Here is a 25,886-nt window from a genome sequence, read left to right on the forward strand (position 1 = left end):
TCCTTAGGTTCGGTTAGCGGTAATAGCCGCCGTCCTCGATGTGCTCCGTGAGGGTGCGGGCGTCGCGCTCGTCGCCCGTGAGGCGACGGCACTGCTCGTGGATGGCTCGCGAGCTGTCCGGGTGGGCCTGGATGTGTTCCGCGATGGCGGTGACGGCCCGATGCAGGCGGTCCTGTGCCTCGCGCGTCTCGTAGAACGCCTCTACGGCCTCCTGCACGAGCCGCCGGCCGTTGACGTCGAGCCCCTCCAGGGGCGGGGACATCAACTCTTCAAGGGGAAGCTCGAAGACACGGGCGAAGGCTAGGGCCTCGTCGAGGTTGATCCTGCGACGGGGGGTGCCGCTCTCGATACGCCAGACAGCCGTCTGGTTCATCTTGACGCCGGCCCTGGTCACCCGCTCCGCCAGCTCGGTCGTGCTCCACCCTCTGACCTCACGCTCCAGGGCTACACGCGATGCCACGTTCCCTTCGCTGTAGAGCAGCGGGACCTCACTGCCCTCGGGCTTGTCGCCAGCCATCACACCTCCATCGCAACCATGATTATCCCAATTGAAACACGACCTACCCGATTTGGCTAACCGGTGATCGTGAGGTACAACCTATGCATAACGAATCGCCACCTAGCCGAATGGGAATGCATGCGATACCTGACTACATCCGAGGTCGCCGAGCGCTACCGCACAGCCGAAAGCACCGTCCGCTACTGGCGCCAGATCAAGAAGGGGCCGCTCGGCATCAAGGTCGGCAAGCGGGTGCTGTATCCCGAGGCCGAGCTGCTGCGCTACGAGCGCGCGCTGATCGACGGCGGAGACGAGTGGGGCCTGGCCTCATGAGCCACTGGCAGGTCCGGATACGGCAACGGCCCTCGGCGTGCCTACGCCGAGGGCCGGAGAGTCCCCTGCACGTCGCCCATCCCTGAACGAACGAACGAACTGGTGAGGGGCGGGACCTTGCCCGTCCTGCCCCTCACGCGAGAGGAACGTCTATGGAGGACTCTACGTCCCCCGCCAGCCCGAACGCATCCCCCAAGGTCGTCTGGCCTGCCACTGCGGTCCCCGGCCAGGGCATCCCCTGGCACGACGGTGACCAAGCGGAGTCGCGGTCCCCTGCCGCAGACACCCCGGACCAGGCGTCGGAGGGGGCGGACCGGTCCGCCAGCGAAACGCGGACCAACATTCCGGTCGCGGACCGGATATCAACCGGCGCGGAAGACGCGCAGGTCAGCGGCGTGCGGACCGGACCAAACGACGCGGACCACGCCGGTCCGGGCGGACCACAGGTCGCCTTGCGCCCGGACCAGTCACCTGGTTCCGGTGGGAGCGGACCGGAAGTCGGGGGCCATACGGAGACTTCCGGTCAGCCGGTCCCGAGTCCGGTCCCCGAATTCCGGGCGAGCGGACCACGTTGCGGGCAGATGGTGGGGACCAGGGTCCCCACGAGTCTGCAGGGATCGTGGTCCCCGACGGCGGGTCGGGGACCGGGGACCGGGAAGGCCCGAGCGTCGAGGCGGACGCCGACGGGGCCGCGCTGCTGGATGAGCTGCGGGCGGCGGTCGGCCGGTACGTGGTGCTGCCGAGCCAGGAGGCGCTGACGGCGGTGACGCTGTGGGTGGCGGCTTCCCATATCCAGCCCGCCCTTCAGCACGCGCCGCGTCTGGCGGTGGTGGGGCCGACCAAGGGGTGCGGCAAGTCCCGTGTCCTGGACGTGCTCCACGAGACCGTGCACCAGCCGATGATGACGGTGAACACCTCACCGGCGGTGATCTTCCGTGTCATCGGCAAGAACCCGCCGACGCTGCTGGTGGACGAGGCCGACACCATCTTCGGCCCCAAGGCGGGCGAGAAGGAGGACCTGCGCGGCCTGCTGAACGCCGGTCACCAGCGCAACCGGCCCGCCTGGCGCATCTCCGGACCGGAGCACAAGCCGACCGCGTTTCCCACCTTCGCGATGGCCGCGCTCGCGGGCATCGGCGACCTGCCCGACACGATCATGGACCGGGCGGTCGTCATCCGCATGCAGAAGCGCAAGCCGGGCGAGCGGATCACCTCGTTCCGCTCGCGGTACTCCGTGCCGGAACTGCACGCGGTGCGCGACCGGCTGGCCGCGTGGCTGAACCCGCTGCGTAGTACCGCTGCGGCCTACGTGCCGAAGATGCCGGTCGAGGACCGGGCTGCGGACACCTGGGAGCCGCTGGTCATCGTTGCCGACCTCGCCGGCGGGCACTGGCCCGCGCAGGCCCGGGCGGCCTGCTTGGCAATGACGCGGCACGAGGTCGTCCAGGATGAGCAGACCAGCCTGAAGACGCGGCTGCTGCGGGACATCCGCCGCGTCTTCGAGCAGGAGGGCAACAAGGAGGCCCTGCGTACGCAGGATGTGCTCGCAGCCCTGGTCCAGGACGCCGAGGCGCCGTGGGCGGAGTACGGGACCAAGGGCCTGAACGCCCACCACCTGGCCAACCTGCTGCGTGACTTCGGCATCAGCCCGGGCAACCAGCGCTTCGAAAACGGCCGCCAGGCCAAGGCGTACGCCCGCAACCAGTTCCTCGACGCCTGGGCCCGCTACTGCCCCGACCCCGCCCAGACGGTCCCCGCCCCCGGGCACGAGTTCACGCCCGCGCCGCCCGCGCAGGGCAAGCCGCCCGCCTCCCCAACCGGGTCGCTGCCCGTCGGTCCGCCCGGCGGCATCGCTGGCCCCAAGCGAGCCCTCTGACCCACCTTCCCCTGGGTCCGTCTCTCTCCGTAACGATCGTCCCCGCGCAGGTCAGCGCGGGGACGATCTTCCTCGCCAATACGGATCACTCCGTACCTGCGCACCTGGCCGTACCTGTGCTGACCAGCCACGCAACGATCGCGACGGACGTGACGGAGTCCTGCCCACACGCCACTGGAGCACCGCCCATGCCCGACAACCACGCCACCAACAACGCGCCCGCCCACCGCCGCAGGGGTCTGTTCGGCCTGGCTCGCCGATCAGCAGCAAGCTGGAGCGAACGAGCCTCTAACGAGGCTTCGTCCGCGCTTGCCCCCGCCCCAGGGGTGGCGGGGGAAGAGGCCGGGCGCCAGGGGGCGCCCGAGCCTGGGGTAGGAATGCCCGAGCCCAGCACCGCGCCCGTCGCCGCCTGCCCCGCCCCGCCCGCCGAGCAGATTGCCGATGCCCGACCGCCTGCCGAGCAGCCCGCCGATGTCCAGCCGCCCGTCGAGCAGCTTTCGTGGCGCGAGATCGACGCCCCCGTACTACCCGCGCTGATGAACCGCAAGCGCACCACCGAGAAGCGCGACCAGGACAAGACCATCCGCTTCACTCCGACCGCGGTTCGCATCATCGCCAAGGAGGCCGAGCGGCGTGGTCAGAAGTTCGCCGGGTTCGTCGGCGACGCCGCGCTCGCCGTCGCCCTCGGCAAGGCGGGCGCGGTCGGCAGCCCGGAGGACGATCCGATCCGCCCGCTGATCGAGGCCATCGAGGCACACACGGTTGCGCTGAACCGCATCGGCAGCAACCTCAACCAGATCACCGCAGCCATCCACCGAGGAACAGTGCCCGAGCGTGCCGAGGCGGTGCTGGACCGCGTCGAGCAAGCAGCCCAGAACAGCTACCGGCTGTTGGACCAGCTCGTGGCGGAGGGAGCTGCGCATGGTGCCTGACGTCTCCACCGGCTCCGACACACGCGGACTGATCGTCTACCTCTTCGGCCCAGGCCGCCGCGACGAGCACGCCGACCCGCACATCGTCGCCGCCTGGGACATGGCCGGCGCCCCTGACCCCGGCCGCGATCTTGAGGCCACCTACACCCAGCTCGCCAAGCGCCTCGACCACCACGTCGACCTGCGCACCCGCGAGCTGGGCGGCAACAAGCCACCCCAGCACGTGTGGCACTGCCCGGTCCGCACCGCGCCAGGCGACCGCTACCTCACCGACGCCGAGTGGGTCGGCGTCGCCCGCCGCATCGTGCACGCCACCGGCATCGCCCCCGAGGGGGACGAGAAGGCATGCCGGTGGATCGCAGTGCGCCACGCCGACGACCACATCCACATCCTCGCCACCACCGTCCGCGCCGACGGACGCCGGCCCCGCACGAACCGGGACGGCTGGCGGGCCCAGCGAGAATGCCGCAAGATCGAGGCCGAGTTCGGCCTGCGCCGTCTGAAGTCCGGTGACCTCACCGCGCCCCGCACCCCCACCGGCGCCGAGCGCGCCAAAGCCGAGCGCCAGGGCCAGACGATCACAGCACGGCAGTGGCTGCGCGAGCAGGCGTACGCGGTCGCCGCCGCCGTACGCACCGAAGCCGACTACTTCACCGTGCTGCAGTCCCTCGGCATCAAGGTCAAAACGCGCCTCGGCCCGGAGACCGGCGATGTGATCGGCTACAGTCTCGCCGCACCCGACGACACCAATGCGTCCGGCGAGCCCGTCTGGTACGGCGGTTCCCAACTCGCCCCCGACCTTTCCATCAACCGCCTCCGCGAACGCCTCCCCGTCCAGGAAGTGGCCGACCGCCGGCAGTACGCGGCGGACCACGCCGAGCCATGGCGGCACACCACCGTCGCACTGCACACGGCACACATCGTCCTCGACTCCGGTGACGAGGCCGCCGCTCAGGGCTACCTGGCCACATTCGGCGACGCCCTGTACAACATCGCCAGCGCCACGACCGGCCCACACCGGGCACAACTGCGGGCGGCGGCCATGTCATTCAACCGGGCCCGCCGCTCAGCCATCCGCGCGGACCACCAGGCCGCCACCGCCCTGCGAAAGGCCGCCAAGGAACTCGCCTACGCCTCCAGCGAGCCGGGCGGGCTCGCCGTCGCCCTGCTCTTCGCCACCGTGCACCTGGCCCGCACCGCCGCCAAGTGGCACGAGCAGCGCGGCCACGACCAGCAGGCCGCAGCGGCCGAGGAAGCCTTCCGCCACCTGCATGCGGCCTATCAGCAGGCCGCCGCACCGGTCTTGGCGGACCTCGCCCGCCGCGCGCCACGGGCCACAACCACCAGCCGCTTCGAGCAGGACCTTCGCACGGTCATCCCCGACCACGCCGACCGCGTCCTGGCCGATCCCGCCTGGCCCGCCCTGACCACTACCCTCGCCCGCGCCGAAACCGCCGGCCACAACACCCGGCACCTCTTGGCCGAGGTCGCAGCCCACAGGGAACTCGACAGCGCCGAAAACCCCGCCGAGGTCCTCAACTGGCGTATCACCGCTCAACCGAACAGGCGGACTCAAGCGGCACGCCGGCGCAGCACCAGCAGCGGTGCTCCCACTCCGATCGCCGTAGTGCATGGGCCGACGGTGCCCCATAACGAAAGCGCCCGCAGCCAGACGCATGGAGGGCAGGGCCCCCGTCGCTGATCGCTTCCACCTCGTGAACGTACTCAGTTCCCGTCTTCGGCCGCAGTGATCGCTGCGAGAAGTGCGTCGAGGTCTCCGTTGTAGACGATCACCTCCTCGTCCTCGGCGGGGACGTCGAAGCGGGCGAAGAAGTCGTCGAGGGCTTCGGGGGTGACAGTCAGCGCGTTGGCGTCCTCGCGCTGGTTGCGTTCGGCCAGGCGCCGCAGCAACTCGGCGCGGTCGGCCGGGAGGTAGACGACCAAGGGATGGCCGCCCGCCTCGCGGGCGGCCTGCCGCCATGCGTCACGCTCGGTGCGGCGCCACAGACCGTGGTCCAGGACGACGTCGTTCCCGCCCTCGATTTCCTTGATGAACCGCGTGCGGATCGCTTCGACGACGGGCCGCTCGCGCTCGAAGTAGGTGTGCTCGGGGTAGTCCACGCCGTAGCGGCCGTGGAGGCGGTGGACTTCCTCATCGACGGACAGCCGCGTGAAGCCGTGGCCGGCCAGGGTTTGTGCGACGGTGGTCTTCCCCGAGCCGGTCAGGCCGGCCAAGAGAATGGCGAGGGGCACGTGGTCATCCCTTCCGCGACTAGCGTGCGCGAGCAGCGGACATTGTCTCAGTCCTGACTCGTGTGCGCGTAGGGCCGCCAGGTGGTGAAGATGCCGCGGGCCTCCGCGGGCCAGTCGAAGGGCATTCGGTCCAGGCTCACGCGGCGGAAGGCGAACCGAGGGTCACTGATGTTGATCACGCCGCCGTGTCGGCCGACGTGGGCCAGCAGGCGGCCGGCCTCGTCACGGACGGCGGGGGTGTGTTCCTCCCAGGTGCCGGAAGAGAAGCGCTGGACCCGGCGGCGGAGATCGTCCAGAACGCCGGCGCGCCACTTGAAGTGGTGGACCGTGCAGATGCGATCCGCATCGGGCCGGTGGCCGGAAGCCCGGTGGTTGCCGGAAGCTACGGCCACGTCGTGGCGGGCGAGGACGATCTTTCGGGGGTCGCCGTGCAGAAGCCGGTGGGTGAGGTGGCCGCCGAGGGGGTAGGCGAGGTCGAGTCCGCCTTCGGGCCGCCAGCCGGTCAGGCGTCCGCTCGCGGCGACCCGGTCGAGCATCAGCCCGCCCACCACGCGGTGCCCGGACTTGTCGGCCTGGGCGATCACCTCAGCGAGCGGGGCGGGGTACTGCTGGAATTCATCAGCGTCGGCGAGCAGGTGCCAGCCGGGCCCGGCCCGGTGCCGCAGGGCGTCCCTGAGCTGGGTGTTGGTGTGCTCGTGCCACGGGCCGGTGCTGGTGCCGGTGGGGATGATGCCCAGCTCGCGGACGGCGGCCTGGAGCTCGTGCCGGCGGATGTCGGGGACGTCGTCGGGGAAGTGGAAGGCGATCAGGAACCGCTCGACGCCCAGCCACCGGTAGTGGCGGACCCAGGCGGCCAGCAGGGGCGGCTCGACGGGGCCGACGACGGCGATCAGCGCGGGAGGCGTGCTCAGCATTCAGGACTCCTTCGTGCGCAGACAGGCGAAGGTGCGGGTGAGGAAGTCGGCCTGCCCGGCGGCCGACCGCATGCCCAGCAGGCCGGGGGCGTCGGGCCCGGGCAGCGGGGGCGGCTGGCGGATGACGGTGTGCAGTGCGTCGGCGAGCGCGTCCGGGTCGCCGGCAGCGAACGTCAGAGCCCATGGCTGGCCGTGCAGGCGGGCGGTGAGGGCCGGATCGTGGTCGGAGACGATCAGGGGGACGCCGAGGCGGGCGGCATCCATGACGAGCCCGGATTCCTTGCCGGTCCCGGGGCGGCGGGTGACCAGAGCGGCGTCGGCGGCGGCATACACCAGCCGCAGCACGGCTTCGCTGACCGGGCCGGGCACGGTGTGCACCCGCAGGCCGGGCAGGTCCCGCCACCGCTTCAGGACGGCTTCGTCGAGCGGGGAGCCGGTGACCACCAGGTGCATCGGCTCCTTCAGCCGGGCCAGGGCGGCGTCGAGGGTGTCGATGTCCTTGTAGGGCCACCAGCCGCCCACCAGGCAGACCACGGCCTCGGCGGCGGGGATGTCGAACGCGGCCCGGCCGCCCTCGCGTTCAGCGGCGGACAGGCGGCGGCCGTCGTCGACCGCGAAGCCGCCGACCACCGCGGGCAGCTCGGGGAAGGCCGCGGCGAACTGGTCGGCTACGGCCTGCGTCGGATACACCGCGATCACCCGCCCCTCGCCCCGGCGGGCGAGCCGGCCGAGCAGCCGTACGGCGGCGTCCTCGGTGGTGACCGCCTCGTGGACGAACCGCAGGTGCGGCTGGCCGCCCAGGAGGGCGGCGGCGCCGTGTAGGGCCTCGCTCGCGGTCAGGATCACCACCGCGTCGGCGCCGGGCTCCAGCCGGCGGGCGGCTCGCAGGGCCGCCCCCTCAGTGAGGCAGCGGGCGAGGAGGGTGACCTGCTGCGGCAGCCGCCGCAAGAGGCGGGGCCAGCGGCGCGACTGGAAGACCCGCTGTCCGGCCGCGGAGAGCGCGGCGGTCAACCGGGCGGCGGCCAGCAAACCGCCCGCCGCACGCCCGGCCGATCCGGTGACCAGCCGGGAACCCGCCTCGCGCAGGGAACGGACCAACTCGGCGCCGATCCCGTGCGGGGCGATGACCAGAGTGCCGGGCCGGGCCTGGGCGAGGGCCACCAGCGTGCGCTGGTGGTGCCCGCCCAGGCGGTTCGCGTACGGCTCGATGAGCACGAGCGGACCCGTCATCCGGACACCGCCTGATCCCCGTGGGCGGCGGTGAACCTCTCGCGCAGCCATGCGGGGTCGTTGAGGTGGTCGAACCGCTGCGGATCGCGGGCGGCTTCGCGGGCGAAGGTGACGCCTTCCCGGGCCCCGGCGGCGGCGTAGGCGGCGAACTCGCCGCTGCGGCTCGTCGTCCATGCCTGAAGGCGCTGGCAGGCGTCGTCGTCGGCCATCCCGTACTCGCTGCCGCGGGCCAGCATCGCGCACTCGCGGAAGCCAGCCTTCCAGGCGTGAAAGGGGCTCTGGTTGAACCTCGTGATCCCGGCGGTGTGCTGGGCGAACTCGATCCGGCCGGGCAGGGCGGCGAGCACGTCCACGGCCTCGCCCATCTCCCGCAGGGCACTGCGGCGGATCAGCTTCAGCCCGCCGTAGCCGTAGGTCAGGCCGTTGACCGGGTTGACCGCCCGCCACACCCGCATGGACACCCCGTCGTCCAGCGGCTCCACCGTGGCCGGGTCGAAGGCGGCGTCGATGGCGAAGTCGCCGTCGGCGAGGAAGAACTGCTCGCGGTCGACGACCTCGGCGCACAGCCGGTAGGCCCGGCGCATCCCGTGCACGCCGTGCAGGCGCTTGACGGTCCCGCCCAGCGTCCGCTGGAGCCGGGAGTGCAGGGAGTTGGCCATCGGCTCGTCGTATGAGAGGAGCACCGCGTCGAAGCCGGTCACGAGATGGCCTCCAGGTAGCGGGCGGCGACCAGAGCGGGGGTGAAGTCGGCGGTGGAGGCGTGGGCCCGTTTGGCGTGCACGGCGTGGAACTCGTCGTCGGTGGCGAGGCGTTCGGCCAGAGCGACGGCCTCGGCCGGGGTGGTGAAGCACAGCTCGGGATCGATGTGCTCGGCCAGCCAGCCCAGCCGGGGCGAGATGACCGGCAGGCCCATGCCCTGGCAGTCGATCACGCTCATCGACCAGGGGCAGCCGGGCCTGAACGGGGCGATGCCGAAACGGGCGCCGGCCAGCAGATTCTTGTAGCGGACGCGGTCGCCCCGGTCGGAGACGACCTGGACGTGCGGCAGGGCGGCGAGCTTGTCGCGCATCTTCTCCGGGCTGTCGTCCAGCCCCTTGCGTTCGGCCCGGCGCTGGCCGAACAGGTCCATCACCCGCAGCCGGACGGTGCCGGAGGCGACCAGGTCGCGGGCCAGATCCACGAACTGCTCGGTGCCGTAGTGCGCGTACAGCCGGTGGTTGTAGACGCCGATCGCACCGCCGGCCGCGGGCCGGGCGGCGGGGTCGCGGACCAGGCGCTCATCGCGCGGGGCGGGCACCACCCGCAACCGGTCGCCCAGGTCCACGGTCATCCGGGCGGCGGCGGCCGACACCCAGGAGGCGGCCGTGGAGGAGTGGACCATCACGCGGTCGCAGGCGGCCAGACCGGCGGCGAACGCCAGCAGCACCGGCCTGCCGAGCCCCGTGTCATTCAGAGACGGGTCCAGCAGGAGCTGACCGCCGTCGGTGAAGGAAAACGGCAGGTAGTGGCAGTACCCGGCGAGCAGGGCATCCGATCCGGCCTCCAGCATGGCCGTGCGGATCGCCGGAGCCTCCTCGACCTGGTTGGCCACCACCACATCCGGCCGCTCGGCCCGGATCAGCGCCACAAGCTCGTCGATGTCGGCCGAGAACCGGGCCCGGTACTTCGTTCCCGGCACCTTCGTCCGGTGGAAGCCGCAGCGGGCGTCCCCAGCCGCCGCCGGGGCGGCGACGGTCACCTCGGCGCCGGCGTCCACCAGGGCCGGGGCCAGCAGGTCCGCGAAGATCCAGCCCGAGTCCGCCGACAGCCGGTCGGGGTTGGAGATGTTCAGCAGGTACAGCACGCGCATGGGGCGTCGCCTCCCTCATCTGCCCGGACGGGTCGATCCGGGTCGGTGAGGGAAGGAAACCGGTGACGTGAGCCGTGACGAGATGATGAACTTGGATCACTCACGGTTCATTCATGCTCACCAACAAGTGACGCGGGGCGGGGCTTCGATGGACGCGCACAGCGAGGAGATCACCGTCGAGCAGGCGGCCGAGGGCTTCGCGGCCGAGGTGGCCAGGTGGCGGGAGGTGCGCGGCATGTCCAAGCGGGCGTTAGCCAAGGCCATGGGCTTCGACCCGTCCTACGTCAGCCACATGGAGTCCGGCCGCACCAAGCCCACCGAGGAATTCGCCCGGCTCGCCGACGAAGCCCTGAACGCCGGGAAGGCGATCTGGCGCCGCTGGTGCGACTACGAGCAGGCCCGCACCCGCGACAGGCGCCCGCCTGCGGCCCCGCCGGCCCCGCGCAGGCCCGAGCAGCCGTACGCCACCGGCTCCGCCCTCGTGGTCAACCACGACGCCGCCCACCTGAAGTACGACGGCCGCTCGTACCGGCTCACCATGCGCCGGCTACTGCGGAACACCGGCGCCGAACCGGTGACTCGCTACCTGATCCGCATCAGCGTCGACCGCTACCCCGGCGACCCGGAGCGGTCCAACGCGCACTACCGGGCACACCCGCTGACCTGGAATGAACTCGACCTCACGGCTACCTGCCGGGGCGAGGCCATGCGCTGGCAGGCCAAGCACGACCGCGACGCCTTCAAGGAAGTCTGGTTGCTGTTCGACAACGAACACGGCCGCTTCCCGCTCTACCCCGGCGAATCCGTGTGGATCGAGTACGCCTACACCGTCGGCGACGACAAGTGGGGCAACTGGTTCCAGCGCGCCGTCCGTCTGCCCACCGAACAACTCGAAGTCCAGCTCGCCTTCCCCGCCCATCTCGACCCGGTGGTCTGGGGCACCGAGACCTCGATGACCGCCGAAGCCTCTCCGCTGCGGACCCCGCCCGTCCGCACCGACGACGGTGACCTACGGCAATTCACGTGGATCACGGCCACACCCGCTCTGCACGCTCGGTACCGTCTTGAGTGGCGGTTCAGGGCACGGCCCGAACGCGAAACGGATCAAGGGGAGTTCAGGTGATTGACGTGCGGCCCAGCCAGCAGATGCGAGACCTCGGAGTCGTCCAGCACGGCGCCGGCATCCTCGCCGAACCGGCCCGCGCCTTCGACCTGCCCGCCGAGCGCGACGAGGCCGAGCGCATCACCGACGAACTGTTCGCCGCCATGGAGCGGATCGGTCAGGTCCACCCCTTCGCCAAAGGCATGGGCATCGCCGCCCCGCAGATCGGCATCGGCCGGGCCGCCGCAGTCGTCCAGCCGCCCGGCGCCGCACCCGCCATCATCCTGCTCAACCCGAAGATCACCGACCACTCCGAGGAGATGGACGAGCAGTACGAGGGCTGCCTCAGCTTCTTCGACGTCCGCGGCCTCGTCCCCCGCCCCCTGAAGATCACCGTCGAGACCACGGCCCTGACCGGCGAGACCGTCACCACCGTGTACGAACGCGGCCTCGCCCGCCTCGTCCACCACGAGATCGACCACCTCGACGGCCTGCTGTACACCGCCCGCATGCGCGCCGGCGTCGAACCGATTCCCGTGGAGGAGTACAGGCAGACCGGACGGGCCTGGGCATACGACAGCGCCTGACCACCCGAGCTCCGCATCCGATCGAGCGCCGGTCAGGCAGGGTCCGCTTGCGCAGCTCCAGTCGATGACTTCTCCTCGGAGCGGCCGTGTGCTCACCAGGTCGAGCGGGCGAGGCGCCAAGCCGGACACCGCGCTTGGGCAGGCAGCGGGCATGCTCCGGGCGTTCTGCGCTTGCAGACGCAGGCCCAGGTGCCAGTGAAACGAGTTTGCGCCGGATGCGGGCTGACCGGTCTTACCTGCCAGGCAGCCTCAAGCTGTCGTCCAGATGGCCACCTTTGCTTTCCTCTCGCCCCTTGAAGCAGGTAGAGAAGAGCTGGCGGGACCAGTGGTCGTGAGGCGGAGCCCCGGCATGTGAGTTGAAACGTCCGGAACGGGCTAGAAGTCGCCATAGTGGCGCCCGTTTTGTATCTGAGGGTTGGCCGAACCTGACAGGAGCCCTCCTAAACAGTGGCGTTGGCCATAGCTCACCTGTTCTAGCTCTGATGGAGTGATCTTCCCGTTCAAAAGTGGGAGGATACTCGCATTGCGTGCGAAAAGACGCTTAGCCGCCATAGCCCTCGGTATCGCCACCCTCACCGCGACGCTCACCGGAACCAGTGCCCAGGCCGCCGACAACGCGGGCAGCAGTGAAGGACAGATCGTCTGGCTGCGCTCCAGCAAGCCCATCGATCTGCCGCTGGGCGCGAACTACCGGCAGAGCCTCACCAAGCAGCGCTCGGCCATCGCCGCCGAGACGCTGCAGACCAACGAGGCGCCCACGCCCCCGAAGCCGTCCAGCGAAGCCGACGAGCAGAGAATCGCCCAGGAGAACGGCGAGACCTACGTCGCCGAACCGGGTGACGCCGCCGGCAAGAACCGAATACGCGTCGCCGCAGCCCTCACCAAGGAGCAGTGTCGCGCGATGCCTGACGCGCACGACGCCGCCGGCAAGATCATCAACCACTTCAGCTTCTGCCGCTGGGGCTACAACACGGCCGTCAAGCTGAACGGCCAGGGCGGCGTCGAAGGCATGGTCCGGTTCCGCGAGACGGAGATCGGTACCAGCGTGGAAGCCGGGCGGGACGCGACCATCGAAGTGCACACCGACCAAGTGGTGGCCTCCGGCAAGTTCAACGACTCCGCCATGATGAGCTTTTACGTCGGCCATGCGGGCTGGCCGTCCGCGAGCTCCTGCCGGGTGACCGACATATCGGCGAACCCGTTCACCACGACCGTCGGTGACTGGCGCGAGGAGTACATCGCCTACGGCCTGGTCTCCGACAAGGGCAGCGGCACCGGCCCCGACGACATCGCGACCTGCATCTACAACCACCAGTGGAAGGTCACCGGTGGGGGCGCCACCACCCCGTGGAGCAGCGGACCCGAGAACGGTGTGCGCTTCGACTCGTCCAAGTCTCTGGGCAGCAAGTACTACGACGCCGGCGTGATCTTCGACCGGGTCACCCCATCGTTCCACTACGACCGTGCCCAGAGCGACACCGCGGGCGTCGCCAACCACATCTACGACGCGCTGTACAAGCCCCAGACGACATACCCGTCGAAGGCCGGCAAGGTGATTCCCGGCGACATCTGGAACGGCAACTGGCGCCCCCTGCATCGCAACTGGACCAACTACGATGCTGCGGCGGCCGAGGTGGCGCGGAAGAACCGCAACGCCAAGGACGCCGCATGCCGCGGCCTGAGCCGACCCAGCGACAGCTACCAGTGCGACGAGTTCCCCTTCGCTTCCACCAAGGAAGGGGCCGGCCTCGGGGACGGCAACTTCTCCGTCCGCTACGTACCGGGCGCGGAGAACAGCAAGGCGGGCAGCGAGCTGGCCGACTGGTACGGCAGCGACCGGATCCTGCACAACAACGCCTACGGCATCTACGTGAAGTAACCGCCACACGTCCGAAGGGGGGAGCGGCCTACGAGGTCGCTCCCCCACCCTTGGGACTAATAGCTGATCAGCGCATATTGAGCGGGGGCTTCCCGTGCTTGCGGATCAGGCGATCCCGTCGACTCTCCTCAGCAGCGGCAACCGGTGGCTCCTGCGTTCCCGAGGGAACGAATACGATCAAGTACGCTTCGAACCCGTCGCTGCTACCCCCCTCATGGCGCTGGTTACCCGCGTCGAATCGCTCACGGGAATCACCGCGGCCCTGCGACCACACCCGAGCACGGTAGGTGTGGGAGGGATCCAAAGCCACGCATGCCTGACCTGGTCCAACCTGTTGGCCGAACGCTTCAATGGACTCCTGAGCGGGCACGGCCGGCCCGTTCAGTGTGTCCATGGCCGCCATCCTGCCGCCGTAGACCGGCTTGTAGTCCACGACCCCGACCAAGGCCCAGTCTGGTCCCGGTGCTTCGTCCTCCCGGTTGCTGACGGCCAAGGCCACTGGTGCAGTGTGCTCCTGGACCCGTGACATTACGACGACCTGGCCAGGAACAACGACCACCGGCCGTTCCGTCTCGAAATCCGGCTCGCCATCCCTGCGCTCGAACCCCGGCTCCCACATCTCACCGATGGGAAAGTGGCCGTGCTCGATGTTGACCGCTCCAACGCCGCTGATCTCTCGCATGTCACGAGCCTGTCAGGAGTGACGCGGTCACGCAGTAACTCGGTCGGCCACCTTCCGTACGACCGACACTCCCTCGCCCTGCAGGAAGGTTCCGCCAAAGGTGACCGGTTCTCCGCCCGGTGATCGACGACGATATGGGGCCGGCGGTCGCAGGCTCGACCAGATGTACACCCTCAACCGCATGCTGGACGGCGACGCCTTCTACATGAAGATCACCAGTTAGCAGAAAGGGCAGCGGCACCATGGCGCTCCTGGCTGAATACCGTTGCAAGGCCACACCGGCTCGCCGGGTCGTAGAGGTGTACGACGCCGATGCCTATCTCAGCGATGACGACGCCATGGCCGCTGCCCGCAGGCAGGTGGTGGCCGGCAACGGCTACCACCTGTACATCCGCAGCCTGCAACCCGACATCGAGGTCGAGGTCGCCCTGCGCGTGTGGGACATCGCCCCCGACCCGCCCGCCGAGGCCGAAGGCCACGTCCCTGTCAGCATCGAGTCGGAGACCGGCGTCCTCGTCGTCAACCAACGGGAGTACGGCCCCGCAGGAGAGATGGCCCTGCCCCGCCCGGGCATGTACGAAGGCCACGCCTGGTGGGAGAACCGGCAGGCGACGGCCGAGTACTACGCGACGACGCTCGACCACCCCACCGACGACACATTCGAAGACCACCTCAGTCAGGCGTGGAACAACCCCCCGGTCACCGAGTGCTACGTGCTGGACCTCGCGTTCACCCGCGAACCTAAACCCGTCGACGACGATGATCTGTAAGCCGAGCCAGTCCGCACACAGTCCGCAGGACACCCGATCGAGACCGTCACACCCCATCGCCAGCAAACGGCAAAAGGCCAGGTCAGCGACCCACAGGGGAGATCCCCGCAGGTCACCGACCCGCCCCATTACTAGGAGACCAAGAAGGCCTGATCTCCGATCACGCCGACCGGCCCGCGATCTCCTCGCCTGCCCGGTCCTCCCGTCCGCACCCGGTCCGCAGCGCGCCGAACACGGCGTCCGCGACGGACCGGGTGCGGTCCTTTCCGCGCCCTGGAGAGCGGAGGCGGGGCTGTGGGAGGCTGAGGGGATGACCGCTCTGGAGGACCTCAGACGGCTGCGCCGGGTGCGCGACCGGATGGACCGTGAATACGCCGAGCCGCTCGACATGACCGGGCTGGCCCGCGACGCGCTGATGTCCCCGGGCCACTTCCAGCGCAGCTTCCGCAAGGCGTTCGGGGAGACGCCGTACAGCTATCTGATGACCCGTCGCATCGAGCGGGCCAAGACACTGCTGCGCCGGGGCGACCTCACCGTGACCGAGGTGTGCCTCGCCGTCGGCTGCACCTCGCTCGGCTCGTTCAGCTCCCGGTTCACCGAGCTGGTCGGCGAGACGCCGAGCGCCTACCGGGCCCGCGACCACCAGGAGAGCGCCGTGATCCCGTCCTGCGTGGCACGCCGGCTGACCCGGCCCCGGCGCCGCCTGTACTGAGGCACGGCGCACCGCGCGGTTCTAGGGTGACCCCATGGACGTGAAACTCGCGCAGTGCTTCATCGCCGTCGACGACCACGACAAGGCCATCGCCTTCTACCGTGACGTGCTCGGCCTAAATATCCGCAACGACGTGGGCTTCGAGGGGATGCGCTGGGTGACCCTGGGTTCCCCGCTCCAGCCTGATGTGGAGATCGTCCTGGAGCCGCCGGACGCGAGCCCCGACGCCTCCCCCGCCGACAAGCAGGCGCTGAACGAACTCCTCGCCAAGGGACTGCTGCGCGGGGTCATCTTCACCACCCCCGACTGCGACGCGCTGTACGAGCGGGTACGGGCGTCCGGCGGTGACGTCCTCCAGGAGCCGACGGACCAGGCGTACGGGGTCCGCGACTGCGCGTTCCGCGACCCGGCCGGCAACCAGCTCCGCTTCATCGAGCGCCCGACGCGCTGAACCCCCACCCCGGTGCGGCACCGACGTGGCCCGGCTCTGCGCGCACCCCCCTGCCGGTTCACCCCCAGGGCTCGACGTCCACCACGGCCGCGACCGGCAGCGGCCCGTACACGTGCGGGAACTCCTCCCCGCCCGGTTCGGCGGCCTCGTACCGCACGGGCGCCCCGACCAGGGCGGGGTCCACGACCAGGACGACCAGGTCGTCCGGGCCGTCGTGGTCGCCGTAGAGGAAACCGGCGATGCGCGGGAGCTGGGCGCGGGTGGAGAAGTGGATGAAGCCCTCCTCCTGGAGGGTGCGGCCGCGGGTCGACATCTCGTAGGTGCCGCTCTCGCGCGCCGCTTCCCACAGGGAGCGCTCGGTCACGTGCAGGATGTACGGAAGTTTCGGCATGCGCCCACGCTACGGCGCCCCCGAGCCGTCTCGTGCTCGGACGGCGCTCTTCCCCGCTCAGACCGCCGCCGGGCCTCCGGGACCGCTGCTCCTCGGCCGGGCCGGGGCACCGGCGGGCCGGGCGAGGTCGGGGCGGGACGCGCAGTCGGGGCTGTGGCACGGGCCGGGGGACCAGACCGGCACCCAGGCACCCAGGGTCTTGTGCCGCCTGACGACCATGTCGACGGGCTGTCCGCAGACGGGACAGACTTGTTGTTCGCTGTCCATGCCCTCAGGGTAGGACGGTGTCGGCCTCCGCGCTTCCTGCCGTACGTCCGCACGAGCGCGCTGTTGCCGAAGGTGTTCAGGGAGTCCAGGGCGAACTCCTCCAGGCCCGGTCCGGTGCCCCGCAGGGCGGCGGGCCCCGCGCGCTGTGGGAGCGTGCGGGGCCCGCCTGGCCGGAGGTCCGGCGACCGCGCGGGGTCTGGAGCCGCACGGGTCCGGAAGGCTCCGGTTTCCACGGGGGTTGCCGGGACGGCAGCCTAGCTGTTCCGCCGGGTGACGAACTCGGCGAGCGCCAGCAGCCCGCCCGCCGCCTCGGGGACGGGAACCGCGCGGGCCAGTTCCTGCATCGCGCGGGCCATCCGGTCGGCCGCCTCGGCCTGCGCCCAGTCCCGGCCGCCGGCCCGCTCCACCGCCAGCGCCGTCCGCGCGATCTCCCCGGCCTCGGCCTCCGCCTCGACGTACGGCTTCGCGTACAGCGCGGCGAGTTCGGCCCCCGCGGGGGTGCCGGAGGTGAGCGCCGCCACCACCGGCAGCGACTTCTTGCGGGCCGCGAGATCGGCGCCGGCCGGCTTGCCGGTGCGCTCCGGGTCTCCCCATATGCCGATGACGTCGTCGATGAGCTGGAACGCGAGTCCGGCCTGGCGGCCGAAACCGTCCAACGCGCCCACCTCGTCCTCACCGGCGCCCGCGTACAGCGCGCCGAGCGCGCAGGCACAGCCCAGCAGGGCACCGGTCTTGGCCTCGGCCATGACGAGGACCTCGTCCAGGGTGACCGCGTCCGGGGCGCGGCGCTCCAGCGCGGTGTCGGTGTGCTGGCCGGCGCACAGCTCCACGACACAGCCCGCGAGCCGGGCCATGGCCGGGACGGCGGCCGGGTGCGGGTCCTCGGCGAGCAGCCGTAGCGCCAGCGCCTGGAGCGCGTCCCCGGCGAGGATCGCGTCGGCGTCGCCGAACACGGCCCAGGCGGTGGGGCGGTGCCGCCGGGAGGCGTCCCGGTCCATCACGTCGTCGTGCAACAGCGTGAAGTTGTGCACCAGTTCGACCGCGACCGCCGCGCGGACGGCCGCCGCCCGGGCCGCCGGTCCACCGAGCGCGGCGGCAGCCGCGAGGACGAGTGCGGGCCGCATCGCCTTGCCCGCGTTGCCCGCCGCCGGTGTGCCGTCCGCCTGTTGCCAGCCGAAGTGGTAGAGCGCGATGCGGCGCATGGAGCCGGGCAGCGACTCGAGGGCCGCGCGCAGCTCCGGGTCGACGAGCGCGCGGGTACGCTCCAGCAGCGCCGTCGCCTCGTGCCCGTCGGACGGACCGGCGGCGGCTTCGCCGGTCCGCTCCCGCGGCTCCCCCGGTGTGCCGGGACGCGGCACACCGGGGGCACGCTGTTCGGTCTCCGTCATGAACTCGGCCATGCATCCCCCTCGCCAGGTCCGCGCGGGCCGGTGTCGCCGGCCCGGCCGGACGCGTACCCCGAGGGCCTACCCGCCCGCGTCGGCGGGGACACGGCCGCGACGTGCGCAGACGTCACCCCCACCGGCCGATCTCGACGTTCTCCAGCACACCGAGCGCGTCGGGCACCAGGACGGCGGCCGAGTAGTACGCCGTCACCAGGTACTTGATGACCGCCTGCTCGTTGATGCCCATGAACCGCACGGACAGGCTCGGTTCGATCTCGTCCGGGATGCCGGACTGCCTCAGGCCGATGACGCCCTGGTCGGCCTCGCCCGTCCGCATCGCGAGGATGGAAGTCGTACGGGCCTCACTGATCGGGATCTTGTTGCACGGGTAGACCGGCACCCCGCGCCAGGTGGGGATGCGGTTGCCGCCGATGTCGATGGTCTCCGGGACCAGGCCCCGCTTGTTCAGCTCGCGCCCGAACGCGGCGATGGCGCGCGGGTGGGCGAGGAACAGCTTGGTGCTGCGGCGGCGGCTGAGCAGCTCGTCCATGTCGTCCGGGGTCGGGCCGCCGTCGTGCGGCTGGATCCGCTGGTCGTACTCGCAGTTGCTGAGCAGACCGAACTCCGGGTTGTTGATCAGCTCGTGCTCCTGGCGCTCCCTGAGCGCCTCGACCGTGAGCCGCAACTGCTGCTCGGTCTGGTTCATCGGCTGGTTGTACAGGTCGGCCACGCGCGTGTGGATACGCAGCACTGTCTGGGCGATGCTCAGCTCGTACTCGCGCGGCCTGGGTTCGTAGTCGACGAAGGTGTGCGGGATGTCGGGCTCACCGGAGTGTCCGGCCGCCAGCTCGACCTCCTTCTCGCCGTACTTGTTGGTCCGCTGCCGCGGGAGCGAGCGGACCTGGTCAAGGTGTTCCCGCAGGGTGTCCGAGCGCTCGGCGACCTGCTCGAAGTCCTGGCGGCTGAGGATCAGCACGGTGGTCGCGGTGTCCGCGCGGGCCGTGTACTCCCAGATGGCGTCCGGGTCGATCAGTGCCTGGTCGCCGAAGTAGGCGCCGTCGGCGAGGACACCGAGGACGGCGTCGTCACCGTACGGACCCGTGCCGACCTTCGACACCCTGCCGTGGGCGAGCAGGTAGACCTCTTCCGCCCGGTTCCCGAAGTCGGCGATCACCTCGCCCGCCGCGAAGTCGCGCCGGCGGCAGCGCCGGGCCAGCTCGGTGAGCACCTCCTCGTCCTCGAAGGACCGCAGGACCGGCAACTCACCCAGTTCGGCCGGGATGACCTCCACCTGGTCACCGGTTTTCACGAAGGTGACGCGGCCGTCGCCGACGGCATAGGTCAGCCGCCGGTTCACCCGGTACGTACCACCTTGGACGTCCACCCAGGGCAGCGTGCGCAGCACCCAACGGGAGCTGATCTCCTGCATCTGCGGAACGGACTTGGTGGTGGTGGCCAGGTTCCGCGCTGCCGCTGTCCCGAGGGACTGCTGCGGCCTGCCCTGCTCCGTGCGGACCTCTTCGCCTACCGACATAGAGAAATGCCCTCCCATGTATGCCCGGTGCCCTGTCGCACGGAGCACCGGTCTCGGGTCCGAGCTTTCCATCACCGTCCGCGCTCGCACCATTACCCGAAAGAGGGGGAATGGATCATCGCATTACTGGGCAGAAAGAGGGACTTGTCTCAGCCCTCCCCGATGACCCTGGATGTGCCGCCTGTCCGGATCGGCTCGCACAGCGTACGAACGATGTGTCCCCGGACGTCCGGTTTCGGTAGAAGCAGGCAGAACCAATCGGCCGCGACCGGTGGCCGGACGGGCACGGCACGAAGGAGTCGGTCATGGCCCCACCCATGTCGGCGAGCGGATTCCTGGACGCGCTACGGGCCGAGGGCGTCAGCGTCGTCGAGGTCGGCGACTGGCGGCACCACAACCGCAACCACAAGGGACCCTGGGGTCCCGTCCACGGCGTGATGATCCACCACACCGTCACCGAGGGCAGCGCGGAAACGGTGGAACTGTGCCGCGACGGCTACCCGGCGCTGCCCGGGCCCCTGTGCCACGGCGTGATCACGAAGGACGGCACGGTCCACCTGGTCGGCTACGGCCGCGCCAATCACGCCGGGCTCGGCGACGACGAGGTGCTGCGCGCGGTGATCGCCGAGAGGGGGCTGCCGCCGGACAACGAGGCGAACACCGACGGCAACCGGCACTTCTACGGCTTCGAGTGCGAGAACCTCGGCGACGGGGAGGACCCCTGGCCGCAGGCCCAGCTAGACGCGATCGAACGGGCCGCAGCGGCGGTGTGCCGGCACCACGGGTGGACGGAACGGTCGGTCATCGGGCACCTGGAGTGGCAGCCGGGCAAGGTGGATCCCCGGGGGTTCACGATGGCGTGGCTGAGGGAGCGGGTGCGGGAACGGCTGAAGGACTGAGGCCGCTGAGGCCGTGGGAGGGAGGCGGGCGCCCTGCCGGCCGCGGGCCGCCTCGCAGGGCACGGGGTGCGGGGCGCGGGGCGCGGGTCGCGGGGGGCGGGGCACGGGGGGCGGCTCGCAGGGGCACGGGGCGCGGCTCGCGGGGTCGCAGGGCACGGGGCGCGGCTCGCAGGGGCACGGGGCGCGGCTCGCGGGGTCGCAGGGCACGGGGCACGGGGGGGCGGGGCGCGGCTCGCAGGGGCGCGGCTCGCGGGGTCGCAGGGCACGGGGCACGGGGGGGCGGGGCACGGGGCGCGGCTCGCGGGGTCGCAGGTCACGGCTCGCGGCTCGCGGGGACACGGGTCCCAGGGCACGGGGTGCGGCTCGCAGGGGCGCGGCTCGCGGGGTCGCAGCACGCAGGTCGCGGCTCGCCGGGACACGGGTCGCAGGTCCCAGGGCGCGGGTCGCAGTTCGGAGGGCGCGGGTCGCAGGGCACGGGTCGCGGCGGCGCCCACGCGGAACCGGCCCCGCCCCGTGGAGGGTGGCCCCGCCCCGCGGAGGGCGGCCCCGCCCCGCGGAGGGCGGCCCCGCCCCGTGGAGGGCGGCCCATCAGCCCCTACCAGCCCCCGCCGGCCCCCCTTCCCGGTGACAATGGGGTCCGTGACCAGCCCTGACCCGCTCGCCCCCCGCCTCCCCTCCCCGCTGCACGGGATACGTGACGACCGTTTCGCCCGGCGCGGAGTGCGGTTGCTGCTCAAGCGGGACGACCTCGTCCACCCGGAGCTGGTCGGCAACAAGTGGCGCAAGCTCGCGCCCAACATCGCCGCGGCGCGCGGCCGCCCGTTGGTCACCTTCGGCGGGGCGTACTCCAACCACCTGCGGGCCACCGCCGCGGCAGGCCGGCTGCTCGGTCTGCCGACCACCGGCGTGGTCCGCGGCCAGGAGCTGGCCGACCGCCCGCTCAACCCGTCCCTGGCCCGGTGCGCGGCCGACGGCATGCGCCTGCACTTCGTGGACAGAACGACGTACCGGCGCAAGAACGAGCCTGCGACCCTGGCCGCCATCCTGCGCGCGGCCGGCGCCGAAGGGGCGTACGTCGTTCCCGAAGGCGGCAGCAACGTCGAGGCGGTACGCGGCTGTCGCGCCCTCGGCGAGGAACTGCGCGGCCACGCGGACCTCGTCGCGGTCGCCTGCGGCACCGGCGGCACCCTCGCCGGCCTGGCCGCCGGGCTGGCGCCCGCTCAGCGCGCGCTCGGCGTGCCGGTTCTCAGGGGCGGCTTCCTGGAAGCCGCCGTACAGACCCTCCAGGAAGAGGCCTTCGGTGCCCGCAGCGGCACCTGGTCCCTGGCCGACCGCTTCCACTGCGGGGGTTACGCCCGTACGACACCGGACCTGCTTGCCTTCGCACAGGACTTCGAGCAGCGGCACGGACTGCCCGTGGAGCGTCTCTATGTCGCCAAGTTGCTGTACGGACTCCTCACCCTGGCGGAGGAGGGCGCCTTCGCGCGCGGGACGACGATCGCCGCCGTGGTGACCGGGCGGCCGGACCCGGAGGGCGGGCGCTAACCGGCCTCCCGGAAGGCCGCCGCCTCCTCCAGGTCCAGGCGTCTGAGCAGGGCGCGCAGCATCTCGTCGTCGATGTGGCGACGGTCGCGGAGCTTGACGAAGACGTCGCGTTCGGCACTGATCATCTCGCGGGACAGCCGGCGGTAGGTGTCGTCCACGGACTCGCCGGTGACGGGGTTGACCTGGCCGAGCCGCTCCCAGACGGCGTTGCGGCGGCGCTCCAGGACCGTGCGCAGCCGGTCGGCGAGCGGCGGCGGCAGGGCGTTGCGCTCGTCTTCGAGGAGTTCGTCCAGCCGGCCGTCGGCGGCCCGGGACGCCTGCGCCTGGGCGTTGGCCTCGGCGAGGGTCTCGGCCTGCCGGTCGCGGGCGGGGAACCGCAGCAGCCGGATCAGCGGGGGCAGGGTCACGCCCTGGACGACCAGGGTGCCGATGACGGTGGTGAAGGTCAGGAAGAGGACCAGGTTGCGGGGGCCGTCGGCCATGGTCGGCGGGATGGCGAAGGCGATCGCCAGGGAGACGACACCGCGCATGCCGGCCCACGCGGTGACCATCGCGCCCCGCCAGGTGGGGTTCTCCTCCCGCTCCCTGATGCGCGCCGACAGCATCCGGGGCAGGAAGGCGGCCGGATAGACCCAGACGAACCGGGCCACGACGACGACCAGGAAGACGGCGACGGCGTACCCCACGGCGGCGGCGCCCTCGTACTCCCCGAGCCGTTTGAGGACGATCGGCAACTGGAGACCGATCAGGGCGAAGACCGCGGACTCCAGCACGAAGGCGACCATCTTCCACACCGCCTCCTCCTGGAGCCGGGTGGCGAAGTCGACCTCCCACGCGCGGTGGCCGAGGTAGAGGGCGACGACCACGACCGCGAGCACCCCCGAGGCGTGGGCCTGCTCGGCGACTCCGTAGGCGACGAACGGGATCAGCAGGGAGAGCGTGTTCTGCAGGAGCGGTTCGGTCAGGTGCGTGCGCAGCCAGTGCAGGGGCGCCATGAGGACGAGGCCGATCCCCACGCCGCCGACCGAGGCGAGCAGGAAGTCCCGGATCCCGCCCGCCCAGGTGGCCCCCGCGCCGACCGCCGCGCCGAGCGCCACCTTGTAGGCGGTGATCGCGGTGGCGTCGTTCAGCAGGGACTCGCCCTGGAGGATGGTGGTGATCCGGGAGGGCAGGCCGGCCCGGCGCGCGACCGCCGTGGCGGCCACCGCGTCCGGCGGTGCCACCACCGCGCCCAGCACCAGGGCGGCGGGCAGCGGCAGCCCGGGCACGATCAGGTAGGCGGCCCAGCCGACGACCAGGGTCGCGAAGAGCACGTAGCCGACCGACAGCAGCGCCACCGGCCGCAACTGGGCACGCAGGCTGAGGTAGGAGCTGTCGCTGGCGGAGGTGTACAGCAGCGGGGGCAGCAGCAACGGCAGGACGATGTGCGGATCGAGGGTGTAGGACGGCACGCCGGGGATGCCCGAGACCACCAGCCCCACCGCGACCAGCAGCAGGGGCGCCGGCGCGGGAGTGCGCCGGGCCGCCGCGGCCACCGCGGCACTGCCCGCCACCAGCAACAGCAGCGGCATCACGTCCATGGTCCTCGCCCACCCTCGTATTCCGCGCGGTCACCCGCACGCCCGTCGTAATCTGGCAATCATGAAACAGTGCACGCACGCCGACGCGCTGCCGCACCCGGAGCCGGAACCGCTCGGCGAGACCTGCCCGGAGTGCCTGCGCAACGGCACACACCCGGTGCAGTTGAGGCTGTGCCTCACCTGCGGCCACGTCGGCTGCTGCGACTCCTCGGCCGGACGTCACGCGACGGAGCACCATGAGCGGACCGGTCATCCGGTGATGCGGACGTTCGAGCCCGGCGAGGACTGGCGGTGGTGCTTCGTGGACCACGTCCTCGTGTGAGCGTTTCCCGTCCGGGGGCGTTCTCGTGTGACACTGCATGCGGCGGTCGCCGCACGACGGTTCGAGCATGTGACGCCTGGGTACGTCAACCCGGCGCGCGCTCTTTCCATTTGGGCCCGCAGACCCTCTAGACACGGAGCGTATCCACAGCTTTACTGTGAGTGACGCCAGGGGGTTGGGGTCCCGGGGACAGGAATGTTCGGAGCGCGATAGCGTCACCGCTTGAACTCGTACGCGTTACCCCGGGGGGCGACCCTCGGCCCCGTAAAGCTTGTACCACCATGGAGGTGAGGGTGTCCCAGATCGCAGGCGAGCCCGCGGCGAACCAGGACTTCGTGGAAGTCCGGCTGCCGGCGGCGGGTGCCTACCTGTCGGTGCTGCGGACGGCCACGGCCGGTCTGGCGGCCCGCTTGGACTTCACCCTGGACGAGATCGAGGACCTGCGCATCGCCGTGGACGAGGCCTGCGCGATCCTGCTCCAGCAAGCCGTGCCGGGCTCGGTGCTGAGCTGTGTCTTCCGGCTCGTGGACGACTCGCTGGAGGTCACGGTGTCGGCGCCGACCACCGACGGCCACGCTCCCTCGCGGGACACCTTCGCCTGGACCGTGCTGTCGGCCCTCGCGGGGAAGGTCTCGTCCGCCGTCGACGAGGACAAGACGGTGTCGATCAGCCTCTACAAACAGCGCGGCGCGGGTCCCGGGCCGGCGTGAGGAACGGGGACGGGCCGGTGCGGGACGAAGAGCGCGGCACGCGGGAGCGGCCGACCGGGGACGAGGGCGCCCCCTGGTCATGGGAGTCCCCCCGCTCGGGCGCAGTCGAGAGTGGCACAGGGGCCGAGACCCCGGGGCAGGGTCCCCGGGACGGCTCCCGGCGCATGGCGGACGGCATCGACGGCATCCCCGAGCAGGCCAGACCGCACCCGGAGGACGGCTCCGCGCCGGCCGGTGACGACGGTGCCGCACCGGCCGCGCCGCCGGAGGCACCCGGTGATGCCGGCTCCGCAGGCCGCGCGGGGGCGAGGGCTCGGGGAAGGGCTACGGGCGGGACGATGAGCGAGCACGGGCGACACGCCGATGACGACGCGCCGGCCGCGGAGGCCGTGCATGCCGCGCACCACACCCCGCACGACCGCAGCGGGGCACGCGCGATGTTCGTGGAGCTGCGCAAGCTGAACGCGGGCAGCGCGGAGTACGCGGAACTGCGCAACCAGCTCGTCCGCATGCACCTGCCGCTCGTGGAGCACCTGGCGCGCCGGTTCCGCAACCGCGGCGAGCCGCTGGACGACCTCACCCAGGTCGCCACGATCGGTCTGATCAAGTCCGTCGACCGGTTCGACCCGGAGCGCGGCGTGGAGTTCTCCACGTACGCCACTCCGACCGTGGTCGGCGAGATCAAACGGCACTTCCGCGACAAGGGCTGGGCGGTGCGGGTGCCGCGCCGGCTCCAGGAGCTGCGGCTGTCGCTGACGACCGCGACGGCCGAGCTGTCCCAGCTACACGGCCGCTCCCCGACGGTGCACGAGCTGGCCGAGAAGCTCGCCATCTCCGAGGAGGAGGTCCTGGAGGGCCTGGAGTCGGCGAACGCGTACTCCACGCTGTCCCTGGACGTCCCCGACACGGACGACGAGTCCCCGGCGGTCGCCGACACCCTGGGCGCGGAGGACGAGGCGCTGGAGGGCGTGGAGTACCGCGAGTCCCTCAAGCCGCTGCTGGAGGACCTGCCGCCGCGCGAGAAGCGGATCCTGCTGCTGCGCTTCTTCGGGAACATGACCCAGTCGCAGATCGCGCAGGAGGTCGGCATCTCCCAGATGCACGTCTCCCGGCTGCTGGCCCGCACCCTGGCCCAGCTACGGGAGAAGCTCCTCGTCGAGGAGTGAACGCCACGGAGTGGTCCC

Annotated in this window: 28 protein-coding genes; 16 read left to right on the forward strand and 12 right to left on the reverse strand. The window is 71.2% G+C overall.

What is annotated here, in order from left to right; translation table 11 throughout:
• Window positions 1-13: 13 nt before the first annotated feature.
• Complete coding sequence (locus tag D9753_RS11745) at window positions 14-517, reverse strand: helix-turn-helix transcriptional regulator (RefSeq protein ID WP_121786969.1); 504 nt, start codon at window positions 515-517, stop codon at window positions 14-16.
• A gap of 120 nt (window positions 518-637) precedes the next feature.
• Between D9753_RS11745 and D9753_RS11750 the strand changes: the two genes are divergently transcribed.
• From D9753_RS11750 to D9753_RS11765, 4 genes are all read left to right on the forward strand, one after another.
• Window positions 638-832 (forward strand): helix-turn-helix transcriptional regulator, encoded by a 195-nt coding sequence (locus D9753_RS11750; protein WP_121786970.1) that lies wholly within the window; start codon window positions 638-640, stop codon window positions 830-832.
• Window positions 833-1,451: 619 nt separating this feature from the next.
• Window positions 1,452-2,708: a DUF3631 domain-containing protein gene (locus D9753_RS11755; protein ID WP_121786971.1), complete on the forward strand. Its 1,257-nt coding sequence runs from the start codon at window positions 1,452-1,454 to the stop codon at window positions 2,706-2,708.
• Between the two features lie 326 nt (window positions 2,709-3,034).
• Complete coding sequence (locus D9753_RS11760; protein ID WP_394346805.1) at window positions 3,035-3,640, forward strand: MobC domain-containing protein; 606 nt, start codon at window positions 3,035-3,037, stop codon at window positions 3,638-3,640.
• Entirely contained in the window at window positions 3,630-5,342 is a 1,713-nt protein-coding gene (locus D9753_RS11765; RefSeq protein WP_240468116.1) for a relaxase/mobilization nuclease domain-containing protein, read from the forward strand. Before D9753_RS11760 ends, D9753_RS11765 begins: the two co-directional genes overlap by 11 nt.
• 23 nt (window positions 5,343-5,365) lie before the next feature.
• Here D9753_RS11765 and D9753_RS11770 read toward each other — a convergent pair whose 3' ends face one another.
• Genes D9753_RS11770 through D9753_RS11790 form a run of 5 tightly spaced genes read right to left on the reverse strand, consistent with a single transcriptional unit; the run spans window position 5,366 to window position 9,886 of the window.
• Complete coding sequence (locus tag D9753_RS11770) at window positions 5,366-5,893, reverse strand: AAA family ATPase (RefSeq protein WP_121786973.1); 528 nt, start codon at window positions 5,891-5,893, stop codon at window positions 5,366-5,368.
• A gap of 47 nt (window positions 5,894-5,940) precedes the next feature.
• Entirely contained in the window at window positions 5,941-6,807 is an 867-nt protein-coding gene (locus tag D9753_RS11775) for a glycosyltransferase family 2 protein (RefSeq protein WP_121786974.1), read from the reverse strand.
• A complete protein-coding gene (locus tag D9753_RS11780) occupies window positions 6,808-8,037 on the reverse strand; it encodes a glycosyltransferase (protein WP_121786975.1) in 1,230 nt (409 codons plus the stop codon).
• On the reverse strand, window positions 8,034-8,738 hold the full coding sequence (locus D9753_RS11785) for a hypothetical protein (RefSeq protein ID WP_121786976.1): 705 nt from the start codon (window positions 8,736-8,738) through the stop codon (window positions 8,034-8,036). Before D9753_RS11785 ends, D9753_RS11780 begins: the two co-directional genes overlap by 4 nt.
• Window positions 8,735-9,886, reverse strand: coding sequence for a glycosyltransferase (locus D9753_RS11790; protein WP_121786977.1), 1,152 nt, complete (start codon window positions 9,884-9,886; stop codon window positions 8,735-8,737). The genes D9753_RS11785 and D9753_RS11790 overlap by 4 nt, the downstream gene beginning before the upstream one ends.
• 148 nt (window positions 9,887-10,034) lie before the next feature.
• On the opposite strand from D9753_RS11790, the gene D9753_RS37100 reads away from it, so the two are divergent.
• The 3 genes from D9753_RS37100 to D9753_RS11805 all read left to right on the forward strand — a co-directional run bounded on the left by D9753_RS37100 (window position 10,035) and on the right by D9753_RS11805 (window position 13,454).
• Window positions 10,035-11,009 (forward strand): helix-turn-helix domain-containing protein, encoded by a 975-nt coding sequence (locus tag D9753_RS37100; RefSeq protein ID WP_121786978.1) that lies wholly within the window; start codon window positions 10,035-10,037, stop codon window positions 11,007-11,009.
• Window positions 11,006-11,575: a peptide deformylase gene (locus tag D9753_RS37105; protein ID WP_205614125.1), complete on the forward strand. Its 570-nt coding sequence runs from the start codon at window positions 11,006-11,008 to the stop codon at window positions 11,573-11,575. Before D9753_RS37100 ends, D9753_RS37105 begins: the two co-directional genes overlap by 4 nt.
• 523 nt (window positions 11,576-12,098) lie before the next feature.
• Window positions 12,099-13,454 carry a NucA/NucB deoxyribonuclease domain-containing protein gene (locus tag D9753_RS11805; protein WP_121786980.1) on the forward strand — a complete coding sequence of 452 codons (1,356 nt, stop codon included), beginning with the start codon at window positions 12,099-12,101 and terminating at the stop codon, window positions 13,452-13,454.
• A gap of 67 nt (window positions 13,455-13,521) precedes the next feature.
• Here the strand turns inward: D9753_RS11805 and D9753_RS11810 are convergent, their stop codons facing one another.
• The gene (locus D9753_RS11810) at window positions 13,522-14,136 is read right to left on the reverse strand and encodes a hypothetical protein (RefSeq protein ID WP_121786981.1); all 615 of its coding nucleotides are present in this window, start codon (window positions 14,134-14,136) and stop codon (window positions 13,522-13,524) included.
• Between the two features lie 100 nt (window positions 14,137-14,236).
• Between D9753_RS11810 and D9753_RS38670 the strand changes: the two genes are divergently transcribed.
• The 4 genes from D9753_RS38670 (at window position 14,237) to D9753_RS11825 (ending at window position 16,069) form a co-directional block, all read left to right on the forward strand.
• Window positions 14,237-14,359 (forward strand): hypothetical protein, encoded by a 123-nt coding sequence (locus tag D9753_RS38670; RefSeq protein WP_276209431.1) that lies wholly within the window; start codon window positions 14,237-14,239, stop codon window positions 14,357-14,359.
• Window positions 14,360-14,378: 19 nt separating this feature from the next.
• Window positions 14,379-14,906, forward strand: a complete 528-nt coding sequence (locus D9753_RS11815) for a hypothetical protein (protein ID WP_121786982.1) — start codon at window positions 14,379-14,381, stop codon at window positions 14,904-14,906.
• A gap of 310 nt (window positions 14,907-15,216) precedes the next feature.
• On the forward strand, window positions 15,217-15,618 hold the full coding sequence (locus D9753_RS11820; protein WP_121786983.1) for a helix-turn-helix transcriptional regulator: 402 nt from the start codon (window positions 15,217-15,219) through the stop codon (window positions 15,616-15,618).
• Between the two features lie 34 nt (window positions 15,619-15,652).
• Window positions 15,653-16,069, forward strand: a complete 417-nt coding sequence (locus tag D9753_RS11825; RefSeq protein ID WP_121786984.1) for a VOC family protein — start codon at window positions 15,653-15,655, stop codon at window positions 16,067-16,069.
• A 58-nt stretch (window positions 16,070-16,127) separates the two neighbouring features.
• Here D9753_RS11825 and D9753_RS11830 read toward each other — a convergent pair whose 3' ends face one another.
• The 4 genes from D9753_RS11830 to D9753_RS11845 all read right to left on the reverse strand — a co-directional run bounded on the left by D9753_RS11830 (window position 16,128) and on the right by D9753_RS11845 (window position 19,646).
• Window positions 16,128-16,460 (reverse strand): DUF952 domain-containing protein, encoded by a 333-nt coding sequence (locus D9753_RS11830; RefSeq protein ID WP_121786985.1) that lies wholly within the window; start codon window positions 16,458-16,460, stop codon window positions 16,128-16,130.
• A 57-nt stretch (window positions 16,461-16,517) separates the two neighbouring features.
• Window positions 16,518-16,727 (reverse strand): hypothetical protein, encoded by a 210-nt coding sequence (locus D9753_RS11835; RefSeq protein ID WP_121786986.1) that lies wholly within the window; start codon window positions 16,725-16,727, stop codon window positions 16,518-16,520.
• Between the two features lie 254 nt (window positions 16,728-16,981).
• On the reverse strand, window positions 16,982-18,127 hold the full coding sequence (locus D9753_RS11840) for a family 2 encapsulin nanocompartment cargo protein polyprenyl transferase (RefSeq protein ID WP_121786987.1): 1,146 nt from the start codon (window positions 18,125-18,127) through the stop codon (window positions 16,982-16,984).
• Window positions 18,128-18,239: 112 nt separating this feature from the next.
• Window positions 18,240-19,646, reverse strand: coding sequence for a family 2B encapsulin nanocompartment shell protein (locus tag D9753_RS11845; RefSeq protein ID WP_121786988.1), 1,407 nt, complete (start codon window positions 19,644-19,646; stop codon window positions 18,240-18,242).
• Window positions 19,647-19,951: 305 nt separating this feature from the next.
• Here D9753_RS11845 and D9753_RS11855 point away from each other — a divergent pair, with 305 nt between their 5' ends.
• Together D9753_RS11855 and D9753_RS11860 are read left to right on the forward strand one after the other, a co-directional pair.
• Window positions 19,952-20,545, forward strand: a complete 594-nt coding sequence (locus D9753_RS11855; RefSeq protein WP_121786989.1) for an N-acetylmuramoyl-L-alanine amidase — start codon at window positions 19,952-19,954, stop codon at window positions 20,543-20,545.
• A 630-nt stretch (window positions 20,546-21,175) separates the two neighbouring features.
• Window positions 21,176-22,090 carry a 1-aminocyclopropane-1-carboxylate deaminase/D-cysteine desulfhydrase gene (locus D9753_RS11860; RefSeq protein WP_121786990.1) on the forward strand — a complete coding sequence of 305 codons (915 nt, stop codon included), beginning with the start codon at window positions 21,176-21,178 and terminating at the stop codon, window positions 22,088-22,090.
• Here the strand turns inward: D9753_RS11860 and D9753_RS11865 are convergent.
• Window positions 22,087-23,670 carry a Na+/H+ antiporter gene (locus D9753_RS11865; RefSeq protein WP_121786991.1) on the reverse strand — a complete coding sequence of 528 codons (1,584 nt, stop codon included), beginning with the start codon at window positions 23,668-23,670 and terminating at the stop codon, window positions 22,087-22,089. The genes D9753_RS11860 and D9753_RS11865 overlap by 4 nt on opposite strands.
• A 61-nt stretch (window positions 23,671-23,731) precedes the next feature.
• Here D9753_RS11865 and D9753_RS11870 point away from each other — a divergent pair, with 61 nt between their 5' ends.
• The 3 genes from D9753_RS11870 (at window position 23,732) to D9753_RS11880 (ending at window position 25,868) form a co-directional block, all read left to right on the forward strand.
• A complete protein-coding gene (locus D9753_RS11870) occupies window positions 23,732-23,992 on the forward strand; it encodes a UBP-type zinc finger domain-containing protein (protein WP_121786992.1) in 261 nt (86 codons plus the stop codon).
• Between the two features lie 293 nt (window positions 23,993-24,285).
• A complete protein-coding gene (locus tag D9753_RS11875; protein ID WP_009190566.1) occupies window positions 24,286-24,702 on the forward strand; it encodes an ATP-binding protein in 417 nt (138 codons plus the stop codon).
• Window positions 24,703-24,719: 17 nt separating this feature from the next.
• Window positions 24,720-25,868: an RNA polymerase sigma factor SigF gene (locus tag D9753_RS11880; protein WP_394346701.1), complete on the forward strand. Its 1,149-nt coding sequence runs from the start codon at window positions 24,720-24,722 to the stop codon at window positions 25,866-25,868.
• The last annotated feature ends 18 nt before the right edge of the window (window positions 25,869-25,886 follow it).

Source organism: Streptomyces dangxiongensis (assembly GCF_003675325.1).
GTDB lineage: Bacteria > Actinomycetota > Actinomycetes > Streptomycetales > Streptomycetaceae > Streptomyces > Streptomyces dangxiongensis.

What these genes read in the sequence shown, in the direction of transcription:
- D9753_RS11815 (WP_121786982.1), top strand. Translation starts at nt 14,379, where the DNA reads ATGGCGCTCCTGGCTGAATACCGTTGCAAGGCCACACCGGCTCGCCGG.
- D9753_RS11825 (WP_121786984.1), top strand. Translation starts at nt 15,653, where the DNA reads ATGGACGTGAAACTCGCGCAGTGCTTCATCGCCGTCGACGACCACGAC.
- D9753_RS11790 (WP_121786977.1), bottom strand. Translation starts at nt 9,886, where the DNA reads ATGCGCGTGCTGTACCTGCTGAACATCTCCAACCCCGACCGGCTGTCG.
- D9753_RS11745 (WP_121786969.1), bottom strand. Translation starts at nt 517, where the DNA reads ATGGCTGGCGACAAGCCCGAGGGCAGTGAGGTCCCGCTGCTCTACAGC.
- D9753_RS11855 (WP_121786989.1), top strand. Translation starts at nt 19,952, where the DNA reads ATGGCCCCACCCATGTCGGCGAGCGGATTCCTGGACGCGCTACGGGCC.
- D9753_RS11765 (WP_240468116.1), top strand. Translation starts at nt 3,630, where the DNA reads ATGGTGCCTGACGTCTCCACCGGCTCCGACACACGCGGACTGATCGTC.
- D9753_RS37100 (WP_121786978.1), top strand. Translation starts at nt 10,035, where the DNA reads ATGGACGCGCACAGCGAGGAGATCACCGTCGAGCAGGCGGCCGAGGGC.
- D9753_RS11750 (WP_121786970.1), top strand. Translation starts at nt 638, where the DNA reads ATGCGATACCTGACTACATCCGAGGTCGCCGAGCGCTACCGCACAGCC.
- D9753_RS11810 (WP_121786981.1), bottom strand. Translation starts at nt 14,136, where the DNA reads ATGCGAGAGATCAGCGGCGTTGGAGCGGTCAACATCGAGCACGGCCAC.
- D9753_RS11845 (WP_121786988.1), bottom strand. Translation starts at nt 19,646, where the DNA reads ATGTCGGTAGGCGAAGAGGTCCGCACGGAGCAGGGCAGGCCGCAGCAG.
- D9753_RS11830 (WP_121786985.1), bottom strand. Translation starts at nt 16,460, where the DNA reads ATGCCGAAACTTCCGTACATCCTGCACGTGACCGAGCGCTCCCTGTGG.
- D9753_RS11840 (WP_121786987.1), bottom strand. Translation starts at nt 18,127, where the DNA reads ATGGCCGAGTTCATGACGGAGACCGAACAGCGTGCCCCCGGTGTGCCG.
- D9753_RS11865 (WP_121786991.1), bottom strand. Translation starts at nt 23,670, where the DNA reads ATGGACGTGATGCCGCTGCTGTTGCTGGTGGCGGGCAGTGCCGCGGTG.
- D9753_RS11835 (WP_121786986.1), bottom strand. Translation starts at nt 16,727, where the DNA reads ATGGACAGCGAACAACAAGTCTGTCCCGTCTGCGGACAGCCCGTCGAC.
- D9753_RS11780 (WP_121786975.1), bottom strand. Translation starts at nt 8,037, where the DNA reads ATGACGGGTCCGCTCGTGCTCATCGAGCCGTACGCGAACCGCCTGGGC.
- D9753_RS11870 (WP_121786992.1), top strand. Translation starts at nt 23,732, where the DNA reads ATGAAACAGTGCACGCACGCCGACGCGCTGCCGCACCCGGAGCCGGAA.
- D9753_RS11820 (WP_121786983.1), top strand. Translation starts at nt 15,217, where the DNA reads ATGACCGCTCTGGAGGACCTCAGACGGCTGCGCCGGGTGCGCGACCGG.
- D9753_RS11775 (WP_121786974.1), bottom strand. Translation starts at nt 6,807, where the DNA reads ATGCTGAGCACGCCTCCCGCGCTGATCGCCGTCGTCGGCCCCGTCGAG.
- D9753_RS11860 (WP_121786990.1), top strand. Translation starts at nt 21,176, where the DNA reads ATGGGGTCCGTGACCAGCCCTGACCCGCTCGCCCCCCGCCTCCCCTCC.